Annotated in this window: 42 protein-coding genes; 3 read left to right on the top strand and 39 right to left on the bottom strand. The window is 71.3% G+C overall.

The features are described 5' to 3' along the window. Positions 1-11: 11 nt before the first annotated feature. The 3 genes from J2S42_RS00485 to J2S42_RS00475 form a co-directional block, all read right to left on the bottom strand. The gene (locus J2S42_RS00485) at positions 12-1,589 is read right to left on the bottom strand and encodes a hypothetical protein (RefSeq protein WP_307234057.1); all 1,578 of its coding nucleotides are present in this window, start codon (positions 1,587-1,589) and stop codon (positions 12-14) included. Further along, entirely contained in the window at positions 1,586-2,863 is a 1,278-nt protein-coding gene (locus tag J2S42_RS00480) for a tetratricopeptide repeat protein (RefSeq protein WP_307234055.1), read from the bottom strand. Before J2S42_RS00480 ends, J2S42_RS00485 begins: the two co-directional genes overlap by 4 nt. Before the next feature lie 73 nt (positions 2,864-2,936). Beyond that, entirely contained in the window at positions 2,937-4,022 is a 1,086-nt protein-coding gene (locus tag J2S42_RS00475) for a DUF4331 domain-containing protein (RefSeq protein WP_307248566.1), read from the bottom strand. Between J2S42_RS00475 and J2S42_RS00470 the strand changes: the two genes are divergently transcribed. Both J2S42_RS00470 and J2S42_RS00465 read left to right on the top strand, forming a co-directional pair. Then, positions 3,915-5,597 (top strand): recombinase family protein, encoded by a 1,683-nt coding sequence (locus J2S42_RS00470; protein ID WP_307234053.1) that lies wholly within the window; start codon positions 3,915-3,917, stop codon positions 5,595-5,597. The two genes, J2S42_RS00475 and J2S42_RS00470, sit on opposite strands and share 108 nt — an antisense overlap. A gap of 44 nt (positions 5,598-5,641) precedes the next feature. Beyond that, positions 5,642-5,830 carry a hypothetical protein gene (locus tag J2S42_RS00465; protein WP_307234051.1) on the top strand — a complete coding sequence of 63 codons (189 nt, stop codon included), beginning with the start codon at positions 5,642-5,644 and terminating at the stop codon, positions 5,828-5,830. On the opposite strand, the gene J2S42_RS00460 is transcribed toward J2S42_RS00465, so the two are convergent. From J2S42_RS00460 to J2S42_RS00360, 21 genes are all read right to left on the bottom strand, one after another. Next, positions 5,827-6,312, bottom strand: a complete 486-nt coding sequence (locus J2S42_RS00460) for a hypothetical protein (RefSeq protein WP_307234050.1) — start codon at positions 6,310-6,312, stop codon at positions 5,827-5,829. The genes J2S42_RS00465 and J2S42_RS00460 overlap by 4 nt on opposite strands. 303 nt (positions 6,313-6,615) lie before the next feature. Further along, positions 6,616-7,023 (bottom strand): winged helix-turn-helix domain-containing protein, encoded by a 408-nt coding sequence (locus tag J2S42_RS00455; RefSeq protein WP_307234048.1) that lies wholly within the window; start codon positions 7,021-7,023, stop codon positions 6,616-6,618. A gap of 386 nt (positions 7,024-7,409) precedes the next feature. After that, positions 7,410-7,733, bottom strand: coding sequence for a DUF4326 domain-containing protein (locus tag J2S42_RS00450; RefSeq protein ID WP_307234046.1), 324 nt, complete (start codon positions 7,731-7,733; stop codon positions 7,410-7,412). Then, complete coding sequence (locus tag J2S42_RS00445; protein ID WP_307234044.1) at positions 7,730-7,942, bottom strand: hypothetical protein; 213 nt, start codon at positions 7,940-7,942, stop codon at positions 7,730-7,732. Before J2S42_RS00445 ends, J2S42_RS00450 begins: the two co-directional genes overlap by 4 nt. Then, positions 7,939-8,205, bottom strand: coding sequence for a hypothetical protein (locus J2S42_RS00440; protein WP_307234041.1), 267 nt, complete (start codon positions 8,203-8,205; stop codon positions 7,939-7,941). The genes J2S42_RS00445 and J2S42_RS00440 overlap by 4 nt, the downstream gene beginning before the upstream one ends. Continuing rightward, positions 8,202-8,489: a hypothetical protein gene (locus J2S42_RS00435; RefSeq protein ID WP_307234039.1), complete on the bottom strand. Its 288-nt coding sequence runs from the start codon at positions 8,487-8,489 to the stop codon at positions 8,202-8,204. Before J2S42_RS00435 ends, J2S42_RS00440 begins: the two co-directional genes overlap by 4 nt. After that, the gene (locus J2S42_RS00430; RefSeq protein ID WP_307234037.1) at positions 8,486-8,881 is read right to left on the bottom strand and encodes a hypothetical protein; all 396 of its coding nucleotides are present in this window, start codon (positions 8,879-8,881) and stop codon (positions 8,486-8,488) included. Before J2S42_RS00430 ends, J2S42_RS00435 begins: the two co-directional genes overlap by 4 nt. 29 nt (positions 8,882-8,910) lie before the next feature. Then, on the bottom strand, positions 8,911-9,177 hold the full coding sequence (locus J2S42_RS00425; RefSeq protein ID WP_307234035.1) for a hypothetical protein: 267 nt from the start codon (positions 9,175-9,177) through the stop codon (positions 8,911-8,913). A 13-nt stretch (positions 9,178-9,190) separates the two neighbouring features. After that, positions 9,191-9,604, bottom strand: a complete 414-nt coding sequence (locus J2S42_RS00420) for a DUF6283 family protein (RefSeq protein WP_307234033.1) — start codon at positions 9,602-9,604, stop codon at positions 9,191-9,193. Further along, on the bottom strand, positions 9,604-10,281 hold the full coding sequence (locus J2S42_RS00415; protein ID WP_307234031.1) for a hypothetical protein: 678 nt from the start codon (positions 10,279-10,281) through the stop codon (positions 9,604-9,606). The genes J2S42_RS00420 and J2S42_RS00415 overlap by 1 nt, the downstream gene beginning before the upstream one ends. Then, the gene (locus tag J2S42_RS00410; protein WP_307234029.1) at positions 10,278-10,490 is read right to left on the bottom strand and encodes a hypothetical protein; all 213 of its coding nucleotides are present in this window, start codon (positions 10,488-10,490) and stop codon (positions 10,278-10,280) included. The genes J2S42_RS00415 and J2S42_RS00410 overlap by 4 nt, the downstream gene beginning before the upstream one ends. After that, complete coding sequence (locus J2S42_RS00405; protein ID WP_307234027.1) at positions 10,490-10,726, bottom strand: hypothetical protein; 237 nt, start codon at positions 10,724-10,726, stop codon at positions 10,490-10,492. The genes J2S42_RS00410 and J2S42_RS00405 overlap by 1 nt, the downstream gene beginning before the upstream one ends. Next, the gene (locus tag J2S42_RS00400; protein ID WP_307234025.1) at positions 10,726-10,962 is read right to left on the bottom strand and encodes a hypothetical protein; all 237 of its coding nucleotides are present in this window, start codon (positions 10,960-10,962) and stop codon (positions 10,726-10,728) included. The genes J2S42_RS00405 and J2S42_RS00400 overlap by 1 nt, the downstream gene beginning before the upstream one ends. Further along, positions 10,959-11,150 carry a hypothetical protein gene (locus tag J2S42_RS00395; protein ID WP_307234023.1) on the bottom strand — a complete coding sequence of 64 codons (192 nt, stop codon included), beginning with the start codon at positions 11,148-11,150 and terminating at the stop codon, positions 10,959-10,961. The genes J2S42_RS00400 and J2S42_RS00395 overlap by 4 nt, the downstream gene beginning before the upstream one ends. After that, positions 11,147-11,335, bottom strand: a complete 189-nt coding sequence (locus J2S42_RS00390) for a hypothetical protein (RefSeq protein ID WP_307234021.1) — start codon at positions 11,333-11,335, stop codon at positions 11,147-11,149. Before J2S42_RS00390 ends, J2S42_RS00395 begins: the two co-directional genes overlap by 4 nt. A 14-nt stretch (positions 11,336-11,349) precedes the next feature. After that, the gene (locus J2S42_RS00385; RefSeq protein WP_307234019.1) at positions 11,350-12,207 is read right to left on the bottom strand and encodes a phage antirepressor; all 858 of its coding nucleotides are present in this window, start codon (positions 12,205-12,207) and stop codon (positions 11,350-11,352) included. A gap of 85 nt (positions 12,208-12,292) precedes the next feature. After that, positions 12,293-12,634 carry a hypothetical protein gene (locus J2S42_RS00380; RefSeq protein ID WP_307234017.1) on the bottom strand — a complete coding sequence of 114 codons (342 nt, stop codon included), beginning with the start codon at positions 12,632-12,634 and terminating at the stop codon, positions 12,293-12,295. Between the two features lie 102 nt (positions 12,635-12,736). Beyond that, positions 12,737-13,009 (bottom strand): hypothetical protein, encoded by a 273-nt coding sequence (locus tag J2S42_RS00375; protein WP_307234016.1) that lies wholly within the window; start codon positions 13,007-13,009, stop codon positions 12,737-12,739. Further along, positions 13,006-13,563 (bottom strand): hypothetical protein, encoded by a 558-nt coding sequence (locus tag J2S42_RS00370; protein WP_307234014.1) that lies wholly within the window; start codon positions 13,561-13,563, stop codon positions 13,006-13,008. Before J2S42_RS00370 ends, J2S42_RS00375 begins: the two co-directional genes overlap by 4 nt. Positions 13,564-13,611: 48 nt before the next feature. After that, entirely contained in the window at positions 13,612-14,583 is a 972-nt protein-coding gene (locus tag J2S42_RS00365) for an ATP-dependent DNA ligase (RefSeq protein WP_307234012.1), read from the bottom strand. Positions 14,584-14,775: 192 nt separating this feature from the next. Next, positions 14,776-15,162 (bottom strand): hypothetical protein, encoded by a 387-nt coding sequence (locus J2S42_RS00360; protein ID WP_307234011.1) that lies wholly within the window; start codon positions 15,160-15,162, stop codon positions 14,776-14,778. 68 nt (positions 15,163-15,230) lie between these two features. Here J2S42_RS00360 and J2S42_RS00355 point away from each other — a divergent pair, with 68 nt between their 5' ends. Next, entirely contained in the window at positions 15,231-15,626 is a 396-nt protein-coding gene (locus J2S42_RS00355) for a hypothetical protein (RefSeq protein WP_307234009.1), read from the top strand. Here J2S42_RS00355 and J2S42_RS00350 read toward each other — a convergent pair. The 15 genes from J2S42_RS00350 to J2S42_RS00280 all read right to left on the bottom strand — a co-directional run bounded on the left by J2S42_RS00350 (position 15,623) and on the right by J2S42_RS00280 (position 20,397). Further along, positions 15,623-16,138: a DNA-processing protein DprA gene (locus J2S42_RS00350; protein ID WP_307234007.1), complete on the bottom strand. Its 516-nt coding sequence runs from the start codon at positions 16,136-16,138 to the stop codon at positions 15,623-15,625. The two genes, J2S42_RS00355 and J2S42_RS00350, sit on opposite strands and share 4 nt — an antisense overlap. Then, the gene (locus J2S42_RS00345) at positions 16,135-16,620 is read right to left on the bottom strand and encodes a hypothetical protein (protein WP_307234006.1); all 486 of its coding nucleotides are present in this window, start codon (positions 16,618-16,620) and stop codon (positions 16,135-16,137) included. The genes J2S42_RS00350 and J2S42_RS00345 overlap by 4 nt, the downstream gene beginning before the upstream one ends. Beyond that, the gene (locus J2S42_RS00340) at positions 16,617-16,865 is read right to left on the bottom strand and encodes a hypothetical protein (protein ID WP_307234003.1); all 249 of its coding nucleotides are present in this window, start codon (positions 16,863-16,865) and stop codon (positions 16,617-16,619) included. Before J2S42_RS00340 ends, J2S42_RS00345 begins: the two co-directional genes overlap by 4 nt. 111 nt (positions 16,866-16,976) lie before the next feature. After that, entirely contained in the window at positions 16,977-17,177 is a 201-nt protein-coding gene (locus J2S42_RS00335; protein WP_307234002.1) for a hypothetical protein, read from the bottom strand. After that, on the bottom strand, positions 17,174-17,392 hold the full coding sequence (locus tag J2S42_RS00330; protein WP_307234000.1) for a hypothetical protein: 219 nt from the start codon (positions 17,390-17,392) through the stop codon (positions 17,174-17,176). The genes J2S42_RS00335 and J2S42_RS00330 overlap by 4 nt, the downstream gene beginning before the upstream one ends. After that, a complete protein-coding gene (locus J2S42_RS00325) occupies positions 17,389-17,919 on the bottom strand; it encodes an HAD domain-containing protein (protein WP_307233998.1) in 531 nt (176 codons plus the stop codon). Before J2S42_RS00325 ends, J2S42_RS00330 begins: the two co-directional genes overlap by 4 nt. Beyond that, positions 17,916-18,149 carry a hypothetical protein gene (locus tag J2S42_RS00320; protein WP_307233996.1) on the bottom strand — a complete coding sequence of 78 codons (234 nt, stop codon included), beginning with the start codon at positions 18,147-18,149 and terminating at the stop codon, positions 17,916-17,918. The genes J2S42_RS00325 and J2S42_RS00320 overlap by 4 nt, the downstream gene beginning before the upstream one ends. Beyond that, the gene (locus tag J2S42_RS00315) at positions 18,146-18,382 is read right to left on the bottom strand and encodes a hypothetical protein (RefSeq protein WP_307233994.1); all 237 of its coding nucleotides are present in this window, start codon (positions 18,380-18,382) and stop codon (positions 18,146-18,148) included. The genes J2S42_RS00320 and J2S42_RS00315 overlap by 4 nt, the downstream gene beginning before the upstream one ends. After that, positions 18,379-18,597, bottom strand: a complete 219-nt coding sequence (locus J2S42_RS00310; RefSeq protein WP_307233992.1) for a hypothetical protein — start codon at positions 18,595-18,597, stop codon at positions 18,379-18,381. Before J2S42_RS00310 ends, J2S42_RS00315 begins: the two co-directional genes overlap by 4 nt. Then, positions 18,597-18,986, bottom strand: coding sequence for a hypothetical protein (locus tag J2S42_RS00305; RefSeq protein WP_307233990.1), 390 nt, complete (start codon positions 18,984-18,986; stop codon positions 18,597-18,599). The genes J2S42_RS00310 and J2S42_RS00305 overlap by 1 nt, the downstream gene beginning before the upstream one ends. 2 nt (positions 18,987-18,988) lie before the next feature. Then, positions 18,989-19,240, bottom strand: coding sequence for a hypothetical protein (locus tag J2S42_RS00300; protein WP_307233988.1), 252 nt, complete (start codon positions 19,238-19,240; stop codon positions 18,989-18,991). Next, a complete protein-coding gene (locus J2S42_RS00295) occupies positions 19,237-19,518 on the bottom strand; it encodes a hypothetical protein (protein WP_307233986.1) in 282 nt (93 codons plus the stop codon). Before J2S42_RS00295 ends, J2S42_RS00300 begins: the two co-directional genes overlap by 4 nt. Then, the gene (locus J2S42_RS00290) at positions 19,515-19,742 is read right to left on the bottom strand and encodes a hypothetical protein (RefSeq protein ID WP_307233984.1); all 228 of its coding nucleotides are present in this window, start codon (positions 19,740-19,742) and stop codon (positions 19,515-19,517) included. Before J2S42_RS00290 ends, J2S42_RS00295 begins: the two co-directional genes overlap by 4 nt. After that, positions 19,739-19,933, bottom strand: a complete 195-nt coding sequence (locus tag J2S42_RS00285; RefSeq protein ID WP_307233982.1) for a hypothetical protein — start codon at positions 19,931-19,933, stop codon at positions 19,739-19,741. Before J2S42_RS00285 ends, J2S42_RS00290 begins: the two co-directional genes overlap by 4 nt. Beyond that, positions 19,930-20,397, bottom strand: a complete 468-nt coding sequence (locus J2S42_RS00280) for a hypothetical protein (protein ID WP_307233980.1) — start codon at positions 20,395-20,397, stop codon at positions 19,930-19,932. The genes J2S42_RS00285 and J2S42_RS00280 overlap by 4 nt, the downstream gene beginning before the upstream one ends. Positions 20,398-20,411: the final 14 nt, after the last annotated feature.

Below are 20,411 nucleotides of genomic sequence, written 5' to 3'. Positions count from 1 at the left end.
GGGGTGAGGTCTCAGAGCATCAGCGCCGCGCGGGCCGCCATGCCCAGGCCGACGATCATCACCAGCACCGCGGTGCCGCGCGGCGCGAACCGGGGCAGCCACCGGATCGCGCGCGGCAGCTCCGGCAGCCGGCCGAGCCCGCGGCGCACCGTGGCCAGCACCAGGCCGACCAGCGTGAGCGTGCCGGCCATGCCGGCGCCGTAGGCGACCACCAGCAGCACACCGAACGCGGTACGGCCGAGCCCGATCGCGCCGAGCAGCACCACGACCGCGCTCGGGCTCGGCACCAGCCCGCCCGCGAGCCCGACCCCGGCCAGCCCGAGCCGCCGCCCCGTCCGCGCCGCGCCGCCGCCGTCGTGGTCGTGGTCGTGGTCGTGGCGGTGGGCGCCCGGTGCCGGCCGGGCCACCACGGCGACCGCACCGTCCGCGCGACCGCCGCCGAGCCCCGAGTGCGCATGCCGCTGACCGGCCCGGCCGGTTCCGGCATGACCGTGACCAGGGCGCCCATGAGGGTGGACGCGCCCGTCCCCGTCATGCGCGCGGCCGCCGTCGTGCGTGTGCCCGTCCGGGCCGTGCGTGTGCCCGCCCGGCCCGTGATGGTGATGATGGCCGGTCGTGCGGTGGCGGAACATGCCGATGCCGACCGCCAGCACGACGGCGCCGCTCACCACGCCCAGCGCCGCGAGCACCCGTTCCCCGGCCAGCGACGTCGCGGTCAGCAGCAGCCCCACCACCAGCACGCCGCCGGTGTGCGACGCCGTCACCGTCGCCACCACCACCGCGCCGTCCCACCGGCGCCGCCGGGGACCGGCGAACGAGCCGTCGCCGAGCGTGTACCCGGCCATCACCAGCTTCCCGTGCCCGGGCAGCGCCGCATGGCCGGCGCCCAGCGCGAGCGCGAGCAGCACCGCCAGCACTCCGACCAGCGGCGTCAGCCGGCCGGCCGCGAGCCGCTGGAACCCGGACTCCGCGGCCGCGAACCACTCCCGCAGCACGCCCGGCGTGTCCGCCGCGGCACCCGGAGCCGCACCGGACACGCCGGGCGCGACCCGCAGCAGCGCCGACCGCACGGACGGCGACGCGGCCAGCGGGTCGACCGGATAGGTACGCAGCACGTCGCTGACGCTCCCGGCCGGAACCGGCGGGTCGACGAGCCGCACGCCGTCCACCGCCGTCGCGGTCATCTCGCGCCAGCCGACGCGCTCCGGCGCGTACCCGTTGATGATCTCAAGGGTGCCGGACGGTCCCTGCGCGACGCGCAGCAGGCAGGTGAGCCGGCTGGTCCGCAGACCGCCCTCGCCGGGGAGGTATGCCAGGCCGCGTGGCTCGACCGCCCACCGCACCGGCCGCCCGTCGATCCGCAGCGTGATCGCGGCCGCGAACTCCGCGCAGTCCGGCGCGGTGCCCTGCAGCGTCGGCAGTTCCGCCAGGTCGAGCACGGCCAGCGCCTCGACCCGGTCCGGCCGCACCGTCACGCCGACGTACTGGTTGGTCGACAGGTTGCCGAGCGGGTGCGCGGCCGCCGGTGCGGCCGGCCACAGCGCCACCGCGGTCCCGGCCACCAGCAGCGCGAGCAGTCGCCGGATCATGCCGGCACCGCCAGCAGCCGGCCGGCGTCCGCCGCGCCCGACGGGGAGAACGCCGGGTTGCGGGTCAGTGCCTCCGCCAGGTGCCCACGCCACGACGGGTCGCCGAGCGCGTGCGCGATGACGCCGAGGTGGTACAGGTAGGACGCGGGCCGGGCGCCGCCGGCCAGCGCCTCGCGGGCCACCGGCAGCGCCTCCGCGTCGCGCCCGGCCGCGTGCAGCGCCCACGCGTAGGCGTCGGCCACGTCCGGGTGCCGCCGCCGGTCGTACTCCGCGCGGGCCGCTGTCACGGCCGCGTCCGGGTCGCCGAGCGCGATCGCCAGGTGCGCGCCGGTGATCCCGTCCACGCCTCCGTTCGCGGTGAACAGCCCGTGCTGCGCCTCGGCCAGCGCGAGCTGCGCCCGCGCGTCGCCGGGCCGGCCGAGCGCACGCAGCAGGTCCGCGTACTCGATCAGGTTCCCGGCCTCCGGCGGCAGCCCGGCCCAGATCTCCAGCGCCGCCGCGGTGCGTCCCTGCGCGGCCAGCACCCGGGCCTGCCCGCGCCGCAGCGCCGCGCTGCCCGGATCGGCCGCCAGCCCGGCCGCGTACGCGGCGGCCGCACCGGCCAGGTCGCCGCGGTGGAACGCGAGGTCGCCGAGCTGCGCCCGGCAGAACGCGATGTCCGCCGGTGCGGTGGCGGTGGTCAGCGCGCGGGTCATCAGGTCGGCCGCGCCCGCGTCGTCGCCGCGAAGTTCGAGATCATAGGAGCCGCGCGTGTACGCGGACAGGCCCGGCCGCAGGTCGAGCAGCCGCTGCACCGCGCCGGTCGCGGTACCGGCCGGGCCGAGCTGGGTGAGCGCGTCCGCGAGCACCGCCTGCGCGCCCGCGTCGTGGTCGTTCAGCGCCAGCGCCTCGGTCGCCCGGTCGCGGCCGGCCGCGAAGTCGTGCCGCGCGTTGGCCAGCATCCCGTCCGCGACCAGCGCGTCCGCGTTGCCGTCCGGGTGCAGCGCGTAGGAGCGCCGCACCGACTCCTCGGCCCGCGCGTAGTCGCCCGGGTCGCCGGTGCCGCGGGCCCGCTCAACGTAGCGCACGGCGAGCCCGGCCCAGGACCTCCAGTCGCCCGGCACCAGCCGCAGCCGTTCCCGCAGCACCGCGACCGCGTCCACCGGCGGCTCCGCGCCGGTCGCGATCTCCGGCGGCGCGTCCGGCCGGTACAGCACCGCGGCCCCCGCCGTGAGCACCACGGCCGACGCGATCGTCAGCACCGCGGCCCGTACCGGCCCCGTCCTGCCTGCCATCGCCCTGCTCTCCCCTCTCCCGCTGCTCCCGGCCGTACCGTCGTCGTGGATCTCTGTTCGTGGTGCGGGCGGTTCAGCCGGCGTTCGTGGTGAACGGGTCGCTCGGCGGGCGGAGCGTGGGATCGTCCGAGACGCGGGCCGTGCCGACCACGCGTCCCGGCGCGAACGGGACGACCGGCGCCGGGCTCGACGGCACGGCCGTGGCGGCCCGCTGCCGGCGGCGCCACAGCAGCCCGAAGACGACCAGCGCCGCACCGGCCGCACCGGCGAGCCCGGCCGCGGCCGTGGTCAGCAACGATTGATCCGGCGGCCCGGTCCGCGCCGCCGGCTGCGGCACCACACCGGTGCCCTGCTGGTCCGCGGCCGGCGCGGCGCCACCGCCGGTGCGCGCGGTGTTCGGCAGCGCCAGGTACGGGAACGTGCCGGTGAACCCCTGGTCGTTCGCGTCCACCTTGTCGCCGGTGCCGAGCGCGTCGACCAGCTTCCCGGTCTGCGCGGCGCCGGCCAGCGCCTGCAGCGAGATGTCGACCACGTCGTCGGTGAGCCGGCGGCCGTTCGGGAAACCCTGCGGGTCGCCGCCGAGCACGCCGAGCCGGGACGGGTTCGCGGTCACCGGCGTGGTCAGGTTCAGCCGCAGTTGCTCGGACGGGCGGAACGCGTCCGGGTCCGCGTCCGGGTTCGCCAGCTGCGAGTTCAGGTCCGCCCTGATCGGGCCACCGGCCTTCGTGGTGAGCCCGGTCAGGTAGATCTCGGCCAGGTCGGCGCGGGGTGTCGCGGGCGCCGGGACGCCGTAGATCTGCGCGATCAGCTTCGGCACCTCGGGCTCGTTGACCCGGGCGACCAGCGCCGGGTTGTCCGCGTCCCGGTCCGGTGCGGACGCGTTGAACGTGTCCTTCAGCCCGGCCGGCACGACCACCTCGTTGACCAGCGGGTTGCCGAGCCGGGAGACCTGCACGGTCTCGCCGGTCACACCGCGGTTCTCCCCGGTGATGCGTACCTTCGGCCGTTCCGTGCTTGCCCAGACGCCGATCACCGGGTTGCGGCCGGCGTCGTGGCCGAGCGCGACGTCCTTGTACGGCACCTCCAGCGCGATCGTGTTCACGTTGAAGCCGGCGAGCGAGTCGTTGCCGGTCTCGCTCAGGTCGCCGCCGTAGAGCAGGTCGAAGACGCGCAGATCCAGGAAGAACGGGTCGTCGGCCTGCCCGGCGGTACTCTAATCATCCCAGTAGCGTTCCGTGTCCAGTTCGGAGTTCCGGCCATGCGCCCTGTCGTGGATGACGAGTACGAGTGGGGCAACTACGCCCGGCTCAGCGACAACAAGAACAGCACCGCAGGCAGCGCCAAGCGCCAAAACCGCCTCAACCGGAAAGCGATCGAAAAGATCGGCGGAAATGAGGGCACGTCGAAGATCGACGACGACATGTCCGCATACGACAAGTCGTCGAAGTTTAAACCCCGACCGGGCTATTACGCCCTGCTGGACTGGATTGCCGAGAAGCCCGGGCGCCGCGGCATCGTCGCGTGGCATACGGACCGTCTTTGGCGTACGCCCCGCGAATTCGAGGACTTTCTCGACGTTGCCCTGAAGGTCAAACCGCTCGTCTATATCGAGCAGTCCGGGTACCTCGACCTGGAGACCGCAGACGGGCGTGCCGAGGCTCGGGCGAAGGTCAACCGGGCTCGGTACGAGTCGGAGCATCGGTCAGACCGTGTCAAGGTCGGGGTGCGTGAGCTGGCGGAACTCGGCGGCATCAACGGTGGGGGAACCCGGCCGTACGGATACAACCGTGTCATCGCCGAGCTGGGTCATCGCCGGGTCATCGTGCGGGAGGAGATCAACGAGGAGGAGGCTGCCGTCATCCGCCACTGCAAAGACCTGTTGCTGAAGGACGGCAAGAGCATGCAGCAGGTGCATCGGTGGGTGGTGGGCGCCGGGCATCTGACGGTGAAGGGGAACGTGTTCACCCGGGTGCGCCTACAGAAAATCTTGTCGTCGGCGAGGATCGCCGGACTTCGGGAACATCTTGGCGAGGTGACGAGCGAAGCGGTGTGGCCGAAGATCATTGAGCCGGAGGAGCACCAGCAGCTACGGTCGCTGCTGGCGATGAAGCCGGCTGCGCCGTCGAGCGGTGGGCGGCGTAAGTACTGGGCGAGCGGTTTCGTCTTCTGTTCCGATTGTGTGGTGCGCGGCATTCCGATGAGTGCGTACAAAAAGCAGGAACGGTTGCGCTGGCGATGCGATCCGAATAACGGCGGCTGCAACGGCCGGTTCGTCGGGCTGGAGGAGGTGCAGGCGATGATCGGCATGTTCGTCGTGTCGATGCTCCAGAACCCTGCGACGGCGCGGCTGCTGGCGGAGCGGGAAGCGGCGTCGGCGTCACGCACTGCATCAATCATGGATCGGATCACGTCCCTGGAAGGCCGGGCGGCGGTGCTGGCCGGCACGCTGGACGGCGCGGACGACGGTGATGTTCCTGAGGTGGTGTCCCTGCTGCGGGGTGTGCGGCGGCGGATCACTGAGGCGCGCGAGGAGTTGGCTGCGGTTGCGGGCGTCGAGTCGCTGCGGGAGCCGCTGCCGGATCTGGCGGAGCGTTGGCTTCGGGGAGATCTGGACGTGCTGGAGCAGACGGAGTTGTGCGGGCTGTTCGTGGACAAGGTCGTGATCGGGCCGGGGCGGCGGTCGCCGAAGTTTGACCCCGAGCGGGTGACGATTCACCCTCGACGCCTTGACTAGCGTTTTCGCTTGTTTTCTGGCGGCTTCTGGCGGAGCATGGGTTCATGCCCATCGCGGACTTCACCGCCCCGTTCCCGCCGGACGTCGCTGAGGCCATGCAGCGGCGTGTGGCCGCGCTGCTGGCAGGGCTGCCTCCGATCACCGAGGAGCAGCGGCAGAAGGCGGTGGCGATCCTGGCTCGCCGCCTCCCGCCGGCCGCCCCGGCGGCGGGGCGTCGTATCGACGCGGCCTAGCCCGTCACTTTCCCGCCCCGCGCGTGGGGGAGGCGGCGCACCCCGCTTCGCTCCGCCAGGCTTTCGAGTGGGGCCGCGGTCTTGGCTACGAAGTCGGCGGCGAGGCGTTCCTCGAGTTCGTCGACGGCGTCTCGTACGCGTTTGTCCATGACATCGGGTAGGGCCTCGATCAGCGCCCGGATGCGTTCGATTTCGGCACGGTCGGCGCGGATCTCCTCGCGCACCGACTGGACGTGGGCTTCTATGCGCGCGGCGGTGTCGGCTCCGGCGCGATGGGCGCCGCGGATGAGTGTGGTGATCCAGGCGCCGAGGGCGACCCAGCCGGCGGCGTGGGCGATGTCGTCGAGGACGGGCCATCGGTTGCCGTGGGCGAGGTCGAGGCCAGCGCCGAGGGTGAGGCCGATGACGGCGGTGAGGGCGGCGATGACGGCGGTGGCCCAGAGTCCGCGGTCGTGGGTGATGCGGGGTGTGAGGTCATCCATGGGTGTCCCCCGTGGTGCGCCGGGGTGAGGCCCCGGCCGTTGGCACGTGTCAGCGAGGTGGTGCGGTTGTGCTCCGCCCCGTGGGGAGTCGGGGTGCGGACGTTGCGCGTGGTCGATGTCGCCGTGATCGTGTCGGCGGTATGGGATCAACGGCGCACTGGGTGTCCGAGTGACGCGGGTTATGCCCCTTTGGGCGGATAGTCCGGGTCAAACTTGCGACTCAGGCAAGTATGCCATTGCGGGAGTTGCATCCAGCCGAACATGCGTACGCGTGTCTTAGGCAGGTCAGACCCGTAACCTGCCCTATTCGGTTACGATCTCGAACCGGTCGGCGGGTAGCGCCTGGATCACGGTGCCGTCCGGGCCGGTGGCGATGAGCATGGGGATGCCGCGCGGCAGGCCCCACTCGTACGCCTCGGTGAGGGTCGGCATCCGCCCGGACACGACGGTGCCGGCGGGGACGATGACCCGCTGTTTCTCCTGCTCGATGGCCACGACGGCACCGTAGCCGCGCTGTACGACAACCAGGCCTTGGTATTCGAGCTCTTCGACGGCTTTGCGGACGGTGTTCCGGGCGAGGTCGTACGTCTGCTGGAGCGCGAGCTCGGACGGGAGGCGCTGCCCGGCGGGATAGATGCCGTCGCGGATTTGCCGGGCGAGGTGCTCGGCGAGTTCGCGGTAGCCGCGTGGGCCGCGGCCGGGCAGGGTCACGCGGGTGAGGTTATGGGGGTGTCGTTTTTGCGCTCGTGGGATGCACAGGCATCCCAATTTCAAGGACTGCCGCTCGTCTTTCTACTGGTCAGGGCTGTCCGGTTTGGTCGTGCGGGGCAGACAGGTGCCCCGATCTCCGTTCGGGGGTCATGCAAATCTGCAAGTTGCATGAAACGGTACGTGCATGCCTAGTGAAACAGACTCACGAGAGAAGGCCTGCTTCGTCTGCACCTGGCCCACGAAGGCCCGCAGGGCGCTCGGCACCGGCATGATGCCGTACTGCCGCAACGGCCAACACCCGAAAGGCAAACCACCGCAGCTCGGCAGCACAACGCCCCACCTGGTGGCACAAACCACCGGGTGAGGCGTAGGCCGAAGCCAGGGGTTCAGGCCGGCGAGGCGAGCACCTTGAGGAGCACGTCCCCGTGGCACCACGGGCCGGTCCAGCCGAGCGGCAGCTGCTCATCGCACCAGCAGGCGAGGTCCTTGCCGGCGAGCTCGGTACGGGCGCGGGCGATGAGGTCGGGTTGCCGGTGCAGCCAGGCGGTGTAGAGCCGGAGCGCTTCGGCGCGGCCGTGTTCGCGGGCCGGGTACGGGTTCGCGTACGGGGAGCCGGCGAGGGCGGGCCCGCGTCGGCCGATGTAGACGGCGCCAGCAGGGACGCGGGGCGCGTAGAGGCCGCCGCGGACCTTCACCCGGCGGCCGGTCACGCCTCTCCCCCGCCGTGCTGGTTCGACACCTGCTTGATGCAGCGCGGGCACTCGACCGGCCACCGCTCCACACTGAGGAACGAGAACACCGCCCGGCCGCACAGTGTCTGGCCAGAGCCGGTTTCGGCGGCATGGGTGAGGTTGCCGTAGTTAGTCTCGGCGGCGGTGTAGCCGTCCGGCAGGGCGGCCAGCGGCACGGTCCCGCTCACGCCGCGACCGCCTCTCGGAGCAGGCCGCGCGCTCCGAGCTTGCCCGCGATCTCGACAGCGGCCGGCCAGTCGAGGCGGCAGCCGAGGATGTTCGCGGCCTGCTCCTCAACCGGCAGCGGGCTGCGGGTGGTCGGCTCGCACCCGGCGAGAAGCCCGGCGTTGCGGAGGTCTTCTGCTGCGCCGAGCGCTCGGGGTTGGCGTTTGAAGTCGGAGCTGATGTACGGCTCGATGATGACGGCCGCGTCGGCGAGGGCATCAGTCACGACCACTCCATCCGGCCGAACACGTCCAGCGCGTAAGGGCTGAAGCTGGCCTTGTCGATGGTCTCGATGCGCGGCGTGGCGGTCCACGGGTGCTGCCGATCGTCGACCTGCTGGTTGCAGCACGGCGACACCCAGACGGAGCAGTCGGTGTACCGGGCGGTGACGGTCACCTTGCCCACGTCGTAGATGGCGGAGCAGATCAGGCAGCGGACGGGCGAGACCATCTCGGCCACCGCCTCGGCCGCCAGGGTCGCGGGCACGCCGCGCGGAACGAACTCGGTCATCGCTTGCTCCTCTTGCTCGGTGTGGTCGGTTTCGTCTTGGTCGGCGCGGGCTCGCGCTTCTCGTCCCCGCTGGACCGCGGCGCCGTCGCCCTGGGCGCGACCGGCTGCGGCGTCTGCACGGTCACCTTCCGTTCGCTGTCGGCCCGCCAGCCCGCGGGTGGCGTCGTCTTCCCGGCGCGCACCCACGACCACTGCACGAACCGGCCGCCGTCCGTCCACCCGCAGTCGGGCAGCTCGTTGCGTGCCCGGTCCTCGGCGTCGCAGTCCGAGTCGTCGTCGGACTCGCCGCCGCCCGCCCCGGAGATCGGCAGCTGCGCCGGCGGCTGGGCGGGCTCCGGCCGGTACGGCTCGGGGCCGGCGGTGCCGCAGCCGGCCAGCAGGGCGGCGGACACGACGGCCGCCGCAAACAGCGGTGAGCGAGTCACGCGTCGCGCTCCAGCCGGTAGCCGGTGCTGGTCGGCTGCATGCGGGACGTCTTGATCCGGACCGTTTTGCCGCGCCGGTCGGTGGGCCGCGAGTAGGTGCGGGTCGGGTTGTCGATCTCGTGCTGGATGTCGGTCGCGTTCGTCTCGACGACGCACTCGGCGTAGTCGCCGTCCACGGAGACGACGCGCAGGGTGCGGCCGGCGGAACGTGGGTCGTTGTCGGCCCACAGCTGGTTCGGGCGGACGTTGGCGGTGTCGGTCATGGGTTCCTCCTGGTCAGGGTCGGCAGGGCCGCAGGGCGGGGTCGTCCGGGTCGACGCCGTTCGCGACGGACATCGCCCGGTACGAGTCGTGCAGGTTGTGTCCGCCGTCGTGGACCGCGCCGAGGTCGATGTCACCTCGGGCGGCGGCCAGACGGATGGCGAAGTTGTGGTCGGCGCCGCGGAGCAGGAACCCGGCGCAGGTGAGCGGGTGGTCGTGCGACGCTTCGTGGCAGCCGAACGCCCTGTCGGCCATGTCGTAGGCGGTCGGCGCGGACAGCCGGAACGCCTCGGCGGGAAAGCTGCCGTTCTGGTCGGTGCGCCACGGGCAGCCGCCGCACGGCGACCGCCGGTGGAGCCTCTGGCTGCCGGTGAGAGTGACGACGTCGTGGTTCAAATCGGCGCGGCGGCGGGCGATCTCGGCGGCCATCAGACGCTCACCACCACGGGCGCGGTGCGATCAATGTGGTCGTCGCCGCCCGCGCACGCATCCCCGGCGAGCGGGAAGCCGCACCGGACTCGGTACGGGCCGTGCTGTGCCCACGCATCGCAGTAGGAGATGTCCAGGGACTCGCCGCCGAGCTGCCAGCCGCGATCGGACCGCTCCTGCCACACGGCCGAGTAGGCGTGGTGGTCGAAGCCGATCTGGATCTGCTCGCCGACCCGGTGCTGGTTGTAGCGGGTGATCGTCAGAGAGTCGTTCAGGCCCGGCCCGTTGTCCCCGCCACCCGACAGCTCGACGAGGGTGATCTCCCGGCGGTCGCCGGCGTGCCAGCGCTTCCACACCTCCGCCTCGGTGCGGCTGCCGTCGGAGCCGTACGCGTTGAACCCGAAGCCTTCGATGCCGGGGGCGAGGTGGACGCCGAAACCGGCAAAGTCATCGCCGGTGTTCGCCCGGACGGCCCGGTCGCCCTGCTGGTGGTCGACGGTCAGGCCGACCTTCAGGTCCGGGGTGCTGTCTCGGTCGAGCCAGCGGCGAACGACGGTGATGCGCCGCCCCCACCACAGCAGCGCGGTGACGCGGGCGGCGAGGAGCGGCACGGTGTTGAGCGCGCAGGCCGCGTTGACGTGGTGGTCGTGCCCGATGCGGTCCGGGGAGACGTTCATGCGGTCGCCTCCTGGGCGCTGGTCGGGTCGTAGGCGTTCGTCGGCCGGTACGCGGCGCGGGCGGCGGCCGGGTCGGTCTGGGCGATCTCGGCCAGCTGCTCGAACCGGGCGGCTTCGGCGTCCCAGTGGGCGGCCTCGTGCGCTGTGTCGGCGGATGCCTGCAGGCGGCGGTGGCCGGCGGCGATATTCGCGAGGTGCAGGTCGAACATCAGCCCTCCTCGTCCCGGTCGGCCTCGATCGCCTCGGCCAGCTGTTCCGCGAGCCGGTCGGCCCCGAGCTGGTCCCAGTCGGGGATGTCGGTGAGGTAGTCGGCGATCTCGTCGCCGGTGTAGATGCCGCCGGCTTCGAGCGCGTCGCCGATCTGCTGGGCGAGCGTGTCGGCGTCCACGGTGTCGCCTGCCAGGTGCGTGGCGACGACGGGCTGGATGCGGGAGCGGACGTCCATCAGGCGTCGCCCTCGATCGGCTCGACGTCGAACTCGGCCAGGTCGCCGACGTACCGGATGATGCTGGTCCGCCGGTAGCCGGCCGCGGCGACGGCGGCGGTGATCCGGTACACGGGGCCGTCGACGAACATGCCGTCGATCTGGTCGGCGGGGATGGGGTACTCGACGCCGTTGATCGTGACGGTCGCGTCGACGGGCAGGACCGGGGCGTACGGGACGGTCGCGATGATGGTCATCCTGCTGCCTCCAGGGCGGTGGTCGGGTTGAGGTTGCCGTCGCGGACGGCGTAGAGCTTGCCGAGGGTCGTGCACCGGTAGCAGGTGACCATGTCGATCGGGTCGAGCGTCGGCCCCTCGCAGGCCCAGAATTGGCAGCCCACCCGCTCCAGCGAGTTGATGGCCTCGGCGAGGAGTTCCGGCGTCATGCGGACTGGAACGCGTCCACGGCCGCGGCGAGGTCGCGGTCGGCGTCCCAGGAGAACTCGGCGCCGCCGCTGTACCACTGGCGCCACTTCGTCGCGGCGTCCACGACGGCCTGCATCTGCTGGATGCGCTCGTTGAGTCGGTCAATCTCGGCCATGACGTGCGCCTCGGGGAAGATTTCGGGCATGGTGTTCCTCCTGGTCAGTTGGTAGTGGCGAGCGCGGTACTGGGGGCAAGGTTGCCGTTCGCGGCGATCCGGGCGGTGGCCTTGTCCCACACGTACGAGACGCCCTTCTGCGTGAGCCGGGCGGAGATCTTCTCCTCGGGGCCGGCGGTCCGCTCGATCACCGTGTGCTTGGGGCGCAGCAGGCCGCGGTCGATCGCGTTCGCGGTGGGCTGGTTGTTCCGGAGCGTGTTGCCGCGAATGAGCAGGCCGAGTTCGGCCATGAAGTTGAAGACGTGTTCGTGGAGGATCCGCACGTTGTGCGTTTCCTTGGCCCAGAGCTGCAGGTCGTTGGCGAACGAGCTGATCGTGACGAGGGTGTCGGCGGCCCGGTAGTGGTCGGCCTGCGCGGCGCGTGGCTCCAGCTCGGCGATCTGCGCCTTGTGCTCCTCGATGGCGCGCGCCTGGTCGGCGGCGAGCTGGAGAGCTTCGGCGAAGTTGCGCGGGAGCGGCCGCCCTCCGCGGGCGGCGGCGGGGATCACCTCGTGGAACACCCAGCGCTGGAAGCGCTCGACGCGGTCCTTCATCTGCGGGTTCCGGATCGCGCCAGAGCGGCGGGTGGCGAGCGCCCGGTAGAGGCCCGGCTCACTGATCACGGTCATGACCTGCGAACCACCGGGGGTACGCACAGTCTGCGTACCCCTCTCGTCGGCGTCGAGGTTGCGAACGAGGTCGTTGGCGTCGCGGTAACCGAGGGCTCGGGCAACGGGCGCTGCGACGATCCAGACGGTGCCGTCGGCGGTGATGGTCTGGATCTGCTCGCCGGTGTCCGGGTTGGTGAAGGTCAGCGGATCGGCGGCGGCCGGCTCGGGGAGGTTCGCGGTGGTGCTCTGCATCAGGTCTCCGAAATCGGTGTCTTCAACTACTACCAATTTAGGAGCACGAGCCATTGCGGTCAATAACTTCTACCGAGTTTTGGGGTCAATCAGCCTTACGGGGGCGCCCCCCGATGCCGTCGCCCTTGCGCCGGCGCGGGTGCCGCTCAAACCAGGAGGCGATCTCGTCGCGTCGCTCCAGGTACCACCACGGCGCGCGCCCGGCACGGCCGTCCGGGATCGGGAAGGGGTCGTCGGCGAACTTGCCGTCGCGCTTGTCCGCGCCGATCTCAACCTGCGACTCGTAGAGGTGCTGGGAGATGGTCTTCGGCTCGACGCCGCCGATCGCCGCAACGTCGTCGCGGTTGAGGAACGGGCGGTCGGGCACGGGAGCCTCCGGAACTTGATGGAAGTTACCGCGCCGACGATAGAGGACTCCGGTGCTCACCCTGGCGATCTCCCTGGTTGATAGATGCTTGATCTACCAAGTTAGGCGACCGCCAGGCTTGAGAGCAATAACTTCTACCGATTTCAGTCTGTGGAGCCGCGCTTACAGCCGCCTTCGCCAGCCTTCGATTTCGGTCAGGCGCTCGCCCAGCCGCCGGACGACCAGCTTCGCGGCGTTCAGCTCCACTTCAAGCTCCGCCCGCACAGTGGCCAGCGCCCGCCGCTCCTTCAGTTGCTCGCGGGCGATACTGATCTGGACGTGCGCGAGCTGATACGCCCACTCCGGAAAGCGCCCTTCGGGCTCGGCCGTCAGGGCTTCCGCCGCCTTGTTCAGGTTCGCCTCGATGTCGTCCAGGCTTCGTTCACCAGGGGTCATGCATCCAGACTGGCAGATGTTTGGGATTCTGGGTCGCTCTCATCAGGCCCACGTCGAGGTAGCGCCACGCCTGCCATCAGCCCGCCTATACCATTAGCACCAATGCCCAGGTCACGCCGCATTGCGTCGATGAAAGGCAGCAGCACCTCCCCCTCGCCGCCGGGGATGAACGAACCGGCCCACTGACCACGAGATTCTTCGTCGATGGCCTTGGCGACAGCCTTTACAGTGCTACGCGCCTGCTCGGCAACCTCCGGCGACCCGAAGGCCTCCACACGCAGAAGTGCCCGATTCACCTCCTCGTACCACTGCGGCTCCCTGGTCAGATCAGGGGCTTCCCAGTACTGATCCCGGGCATTGACGCAGCATTCCCAGCATCGATCAAGAAACTCCAGATATGCGGTAACGCGCTGCTCGCGTGCCCAACGACGGTGCTCGCGTTCGGCTTCCCGCCGCCAACCGGCACGAGTTGTGAGGATTGTGGAGATCCCAACAGTGAGTGCAACCACGGCGGCGATGAGAGCGGGGATGACGTACTGGGTCCATGAGGCCACGCCGAAGGATACGATGCGCGATCGACGTCCATCAGGCCCTCCGCCGGGTTAGGCAGCACTTCCAGCGTCGAGCGTCCACAGCGGCAGCACAGCCGGGTCGAGGTCGGGCCTGACCCGCAGTGCCCGTAGCCGGTGCCGCCATCGGCCGTGTTCGTAAGCGACGTCAGCCGCGACCTCGACCACGACCAGCGGCTCCACCGGCACGTACGGGACCGGCTTCGGGTCGGTCAGGTCGCCGGCCCAGCGCGCCGGGAGCGGCACCGGCCACACCTGGCGGTCCGCGGGCAGCAGCAGCCCGTCGAGTTCGGCACGGACGGCGGCGGGCAGCTGGTGGGTGCGACCGACGTACCGCAATCCTCCGCGGGCGTCGTAGCGGGCGAGCAGCAGCGACGACGGGTGGTCGAGCCTGCCGGTGACGCCGCCGATGAGCGCTTCGACGCTGGCCCTGGTCTTCACCTTGACCCATCCGGCCCGCCCGGGCGTGTACACGCTCGCAGCGGGTTTACTCACGATGCCTTCGATGCCGGCGGGCGCGTAGTCGGCCATCCACGCCCGGGCCTCGTCTGGGTCGTCGGTCTGCGCGCACAGCGACAGCGCGGCCGGGGCGCCGGCGAGCAGCTGTTCGAGGTGCTGGCGGCGTTCGGCGAGCGGGCGGCGCAGCAGGACGGTGCCGCGCTCGGCGAGGCAGTCGAACGCGACCAGGTGCACCGGGTTGGCGGCGGCTTCCGCACCGAGTCCGCGCCCCGCGGTGATGCGGCGGCCGAGCGCGGCGAAGTCCGTCCGCCCGGTCTGCGGGTTCCAGGAGACCAGTTCGCCGTCGAGAACGGTGCCGGGCGGCAGCCACGCCTCGAGGTGCGCGGCCACGTCGGGGAAGTAGGCGGTGAGGTCGCGGAGGTGCCGGGAGTAAATGACGGCCCGGCCGTTGTCGAGCCGCCAGGCGGTGGCCCGGTAGCCGTCCCACTTGGGTTCGTGCCGCCAGCCGCGGGTCTCCGGTAGGTGCGGGGCGGTGGCGGCGCGCATGGGTTCGATGGGCGGCCGGAGCGGGCCGTCCCGGTGGTGCGACACCCGCCACCGTACGACGCGCAGGGGCCGCGAACTGTGGAAACAGCGAAGTTGCGTGCCTGGCCGTTAATCGCTCGGAGAGCACGTCACTCCGGTGTCCGGTCCCGCCGGGCGAGCCATTGAATCCGCGGCGACCGCCACCCACGTGCGTCAACCCTGATCGGCGCCTGCCGCAGAATCGTCGTCATCACCGCTGGAACGCTTGCCGCGCTTCGCCTTCGGGGTCAAGCGCTTGATGCCAGGCCCCAGAGGGTCATTTCGGGGTTCCTGTAGCCAGCCAGCGAGGGGATCGCGGGGAAGCGGTGTGTATGGCGTGAATCCTTTATCCAGTGGTGATGCGACGGGTGGCGCGGCCGGGACTATGCGTTCGATCGCTGCGATCACAATCGGGGCGAGGCTCCAATGGTTCATCTCCGTGAGGTTTGCCGTTAGGTCGCGCACGGCGCGGTCCCGGCCATGCGCCGCCAAGGTGGAACGGTAGGCGGCGATGAGGTCAGCTAGGCGTTGTTCCGGAGCGAGGCGCTTACCTTCTGTCATTCTTTGATGGTTGCGCTTTCCGGTCCCGCGCGCTCCGCCGCTTCACCCGTCCGGGTTACCGTGTTCGCGTGAGTGTGATCAACCCGGGGACTGATCCCGTCGAAGGCGCCACCGAGGAAGCCGCCGCCGTAGTCCTGGCCGCGTTCGTCAAGGCCGTTCAGGAGCACGGCGCCGTCCTGGCTGGCGAGCCCGTCCGCTCCCCCGACCTGGACGTGCACGTGCTGCACGGGGGCAGCGAGCCGTCCGCGGACGGCCGGTTCGGGTGGACGCTCACCGGCACGAACGGCGTCGAGGTGCCGGTGCGGATCCCCGGCGCCCCGCTCGACATCGTCATCGGCCGGGACGCGCTCGCCCGCGGCGAGGGGTCAACGTCGCCGATGCTGTATGTGCACGGGCACGCGACCTGGTGGACGTATGCGATCACCCGCGCCGCTGGGGATCTCCTCGCACCCGACCCGGCTTAGCTGGCCAGCGCGGCGGCCGCGGTCCTGATCGTCTGCCGCCGGACCGGGTCGATCCAAACCACCTCGTGGTGGAGCGTGGCCGCGAACAGCAGCGCGCTCCAGGTGCCGCCACGCCGGCGGCCGTCCCAGACGACCACGAGCCCTTCCGCTGCCGCGATGAGCACCTGGTTCCGATAGTGCAGCGCGGCGGTCGCCCGCACGTGGTCGCGCGGGTTCGGACCGCAGACCGTCTCTCGGGCGGCGAGCCCGCGCAGCCGCAGCCACTGCGCCTGCTGCTCGGGCGTCCATCGGTCGGCCTGCGCCTCGAACGGAATCACGGCGTGCAGTTGCATCCCGGCGGCCAGTACGGCGCGGGCCCAGAGCGTGTCCGCGCCGAGCGCCATCCCGGAAGCCCCGACCGTCGTGCCCTGGTCGGCGAGACGGCGGGCGCCGTCGGCGAGTTGGCCGGCAACCCAGTCCGTGGCGTCGCCCAGGTCCCGGTGGCCGGTGAGCGCGACCGCGGGCCAGGTCACGGTGCGACCTCATCCGGCCCGCTGGGGTCCTCGGCAATCTGGGCGCCGGCCTCACCCCAGAAGCAGATCGGGTGGGTGCGCCCGGCGCGGTTGGTGCCGTGGTCGCGGTCGTAGATGTCGCAACAGACCAGCTCGGCCCGGATCCGGTAAGCGATCCGCTTCCGCTCGGCCTCGCGCGCGGCCTTGACCGGTGCGGGTTCGTACCCGTCGAGCAGGCACACCTGGCGGCCGGCGTCGGTCAGCCACGCCTGGATCGTGCGCGGGGCGACCCCGCCCTTCCAGCCGATCAGCCCGCGCCCGGACAGTCCGCGGGCAGCGGACGTGCACGAGCTCGGGAACGTCCACAGGTGCTCGCCGAGCCGGTACCGGGCGGCGAGCACCTCCAACAGCAGCGCCTGGGTCGGAGGGAGCTGGTCGACGTCGAGTGGTTGCCGTGGCCGAGCGAGCCCGGCTGCGGCTCCCACTTCCTTCCCGCCGGTCACACCGGCTCCTCGTACGGCAGGCCCAGCGCCTTGCGGTCCATCCGCACTTGGTTCTCCTCGTAGGCGTCCGCAGCAGCCTGCGCGGCTGCCTCGGTGGCGTACATGCCGGGCATCATCAGGTCGGTCTCGTTGCCGGTCTCCGTCGATGTGGATATGACGTCCCACCGCCACGACCGGGCCGGGTCGCACGGCGTCGCGCAGCTGGTGCACTGGTGCTGGTAGATGTGGTACTCACGGTCGATCATGTGGGTTCCTTGTCGTTGAGGTGCCCGGCGAGGTGCGGTTTGATCAGGGTGCCGCAGGTGCGGCGGGACACGCCCGCCCGGCGCCGTGGTGCAGCCGGACGGGCGACGGGCTCAGCTGCTCGTGTCCGTCCACGTGTGCCCGGCCGCGCACTCGTACGTCCAGACGGCAGGCTGGTCGGCCCGGGTGCGGTCGTAGCCGAGAGTGCCGGCGGTCGGCGGGCTGGCGCAGGTGCCGCACTCGACGCCGTCCTCGACCGCGCCAGCCAGCTCGGCAGGGTTCAGGGCGCGCGGCCCGGTGGACAGATCGGTCATCGTGCCTCCTCGGCGAGGAGCTTCGTGCACTCGGCGGCCACGTCGTCCAGGCCCGCGGCTTTCGCCACGTCCCGGCACGCCCCGATGACGTGCTCGGCGACGAAGCTGCGGATGCGCGGGTCTTCGATGGTCCGCCACGGGCCGTTGTCGGCGTTTCCGGACAGGGCCTCGGCGGCGTCGGCGAGGCGCTGGGTGTCGGTGCGGGGCGTGGTCATCGGCTCTCCTCGGTGCTGGCGGTGGTCGTGGTGGTCAACGGCCGGGTGAACGCCTCGATCGCGTCCAGGTGTGCGGGCCGCAGGCCGCGCCGACCGTCCGGCTCAATCAGCAGCGCCCGCCTGTCGCGGGCTGCCGCGGCGATCTGCGGGTACAGGTCGGCGGCGGCCTGGACTTCGGTGTCGTCGGTCCAGATGAGCCGGCGCCCGCCGTCGAGGACGCGGAGCGCGGCTTCGAGCTTCTGGTCGGCCCAGGTCTTGCTGAGTGGCCGGCCGTCGAACGCGGACGGCAGGCCTTCCAGCCCGAGCATCTGCCCGAGCGCGGTGAGCTGGTCGGGGAATCCGCACCAGGTGGTCGCCCACACGATGTCGACGGCGGGCGCGACGGCGCGGATGCGTGCGGCGAGTTCCGGTGCCCAGCGGATGTTGAGCCGGTCGACGCGGGTCTTGGTCGGGCCGGTGCCCCAGTCGGCGTCCCAGGCGTTGATGACCCCGTCGACGTCGAGCAACCACACGGGCCGGGTGGTCATGTGGTGCTCCTCTGGCGGCTCGTCTGGTTGCAGCGGGGCGCGGTGCAGTGGGCGATCCCGTTCCGCCACTCGACGGTCACGACCGGCCAGCCGTTCTCATCGAGGCGTTCGCGGTGGGCGCGGACCGGGCAGGTCCAGAACCGGACCCGTCCGCCGGCCTTGGCGATCGCGGCGTCCAGCTCGGCGATCATCGCGTCGAACTCGTCGTCGGGCATAAGGTCAGCGGTCATCGGGTGCCCTGGATCAGCAGCTCGGACGCATCGATGTCGCCGGCCAGGTCGAGGTGCCGGGCGAGTTCCATGACCTCGATGAGGGTGTTCATAGGGTTCGGGCTGCCGTACGGGAAGGTGACGGTGCCGTTGTCGGCTTCGGCTCCGATGAGGCCCATGCGGTGCAGGAACGGCACGAGCCGGGTGGCGTCGTCGGCGCTGTGGCAGCGCAACGTGTACGTCGGGATGGTCATCGGGCCTCCTCGGTTGTGGTGGTTCGCGGCTGGTCGGGCGCGTTCTGGACCGGCCCGGTTTGGGTGATGGCCAGCGACCAGTTCCTGCCGCCGCAGATCTGGGTGATGCGGATCAACCGCCAGGCGCCGTTCGGCGGGTCGCCGTGGAGACGGAAGGTGCGCCACTGGAACGTCGGCCCGTACGTCCACCACAGCTTGCGCAGGCGGGCGCCCATCAGCCTCTCCCCCACGCACAGGCGAGGTCGTCGATCGGCGTGTCCGACTCGAAGTTCTCGTTCCAGTAGTAGGTCAGGTCGATCGGCTTCACCGTCAGCCGCTCACACAGGGCGATGGCGTGCGGGGTCCGGACGAGCTGGTACGGCCACACGTGCTTGGCAAACGCGCTGTCCGGGCCGTAGTCGCGGATCATCTCGGCGAGGTCGTCGTGGTGGAACTGCACGAACGCCCGCAGGGTGGTCGGGTAGCCGGCCAGTTCGGCCGGGTCGAGCGTGGCGGTGACGACGTCGAGGAGCAGGCCGGCGTACTCGGGGTCGACGTAGGGCCGGCCGCCGTCACACTCCTCGTACAGGTCGCCGAGGAGTGTGGTCAGGGTGTCGTGGTCCACGGTCACGGCGCCGCCGATCCGAGCACGGTGAGCTTGTCCTTGCGCAGCTCGGCGCGGCGCTCCAGGAGCCGCCACTCGATGCCCGGGTGGGGCTCGTCGCTGTCGACACCGTCACCGGTCCGAAACCAGCGCGCTTCCGGCCTCGTGGGCGTTTTCGCGTTCGTGTCGTCGCGGGCCCAGAGTTCGAGGTGCCAGGGGTCGTTGTCGACCAGGCTGCCGATCATGACGATCGTGTGGTCGTCGGGCTCGATCATGCGGTCTCCTCGGCGTCGGGGTCGTAAGTGGTGCAGTACGAGCACGGCGCGAAGCCGCGGAAGCAGGTGCACGTCTCCTCGTGGTCGTCCTCGGTGGCGACCGCCGTACGCGCGGGCCGCAGGCGTTTCGTTGCCGCGTACCGGGCCCGGCGGCGGGCGTTCGTGGCGTCCTTGCGCCGTTGGCGGGCGGCGTTCTCCTCCTCGCGGATGACGGCCCGTTGGGCGGCGATGATCCGGCCGAGTTCGGCGGCGCCCTCAAAGAACGCGTCGGCGTTCATGCTGTCGTCCTTGCCGCGCGCCGCGCCCGCATCCGGGCCAGCCTGGTCTGGTTGTCCGGGGCGACCCAGCCCTTCCGGTCATCGCCCTCGTGGCCGGCGAAGTAGTGCTGGCCGTGCTCGCGTCGCGGGATGCCGCAGAGGGTGCACGCGTCCGGCTCGGCGATGATGTGCGGCTCGGCCGGGTCCAGGCGGTGCGTGGGGATCAGGATCAGCGGGGAGGTCACGCGTCCTCCTCGTCGGGCAGGCTACTCAGCGCCCGCCGCATCAGGGTGCCGATGCCCGGCGCCGGCGTGCTGATCTCAGCGTCGATGCCGCGCACGAAGTCGTGCTCCGCCTCGCGGGCGGCCTGAGCGGCGCGGGCCTGGTAGATGTGCCGGGGGTCGTTGAAGTCCTCGGCCGGCTGCGGGTCGGTCACGCCGTACCCCGCTTGTGGTTGAGGGCGAGGTTGTAGAGCCGCCGCCGCTCGCCGTCGTCGAGGTCTTCGCACTCGCTCTCCAGCGCGAGCGCGTGGTCGCAGGCGTCCTCGTCGTCGAGCGCGGTCAGGCGCGGGTCGTCGATAAATTTGGCCGGGTAGTTCTCGGCGGCGTACGCGGCGCCCTCGTTCTCGACCTTGGCGAGGTGCAGCAGGACGGCGCCCTTGTCGAGGTCGGACAGGTCGTCCCAGCGGGGCAAGCCGGCCATCATCTCGGCGTGCTCGGCGGAGACCGCGGTGAGGACGGCCCGCCGGACGGCGGGGTGGTTGAGGACGGCGGGGTGGTTGAGGACGGCGGCCAGGCCGGCGCGGGTCACCTGGGCCTCGGTGCGGGGCGGGTGTGCACCGGCGCGGGTGCCGTCGATGTAGGCGGCGATCATCTCGTCGGTGATGTCAATCGTGGTCATGGTCGTCTCCTTCG

Source organism: Catenuloplanes indicus (genome assembly GCF_030813715.1).
GTDB lineage: Bacteria > Actinomycetota > Actinomycetes > Mycobacteriales > Micromonosporaceae > Catenuloplanes > Catenuloplanes indicus.
This window is presented reverse-complemented; position numbering and strand designations above follow the sequence as displayed.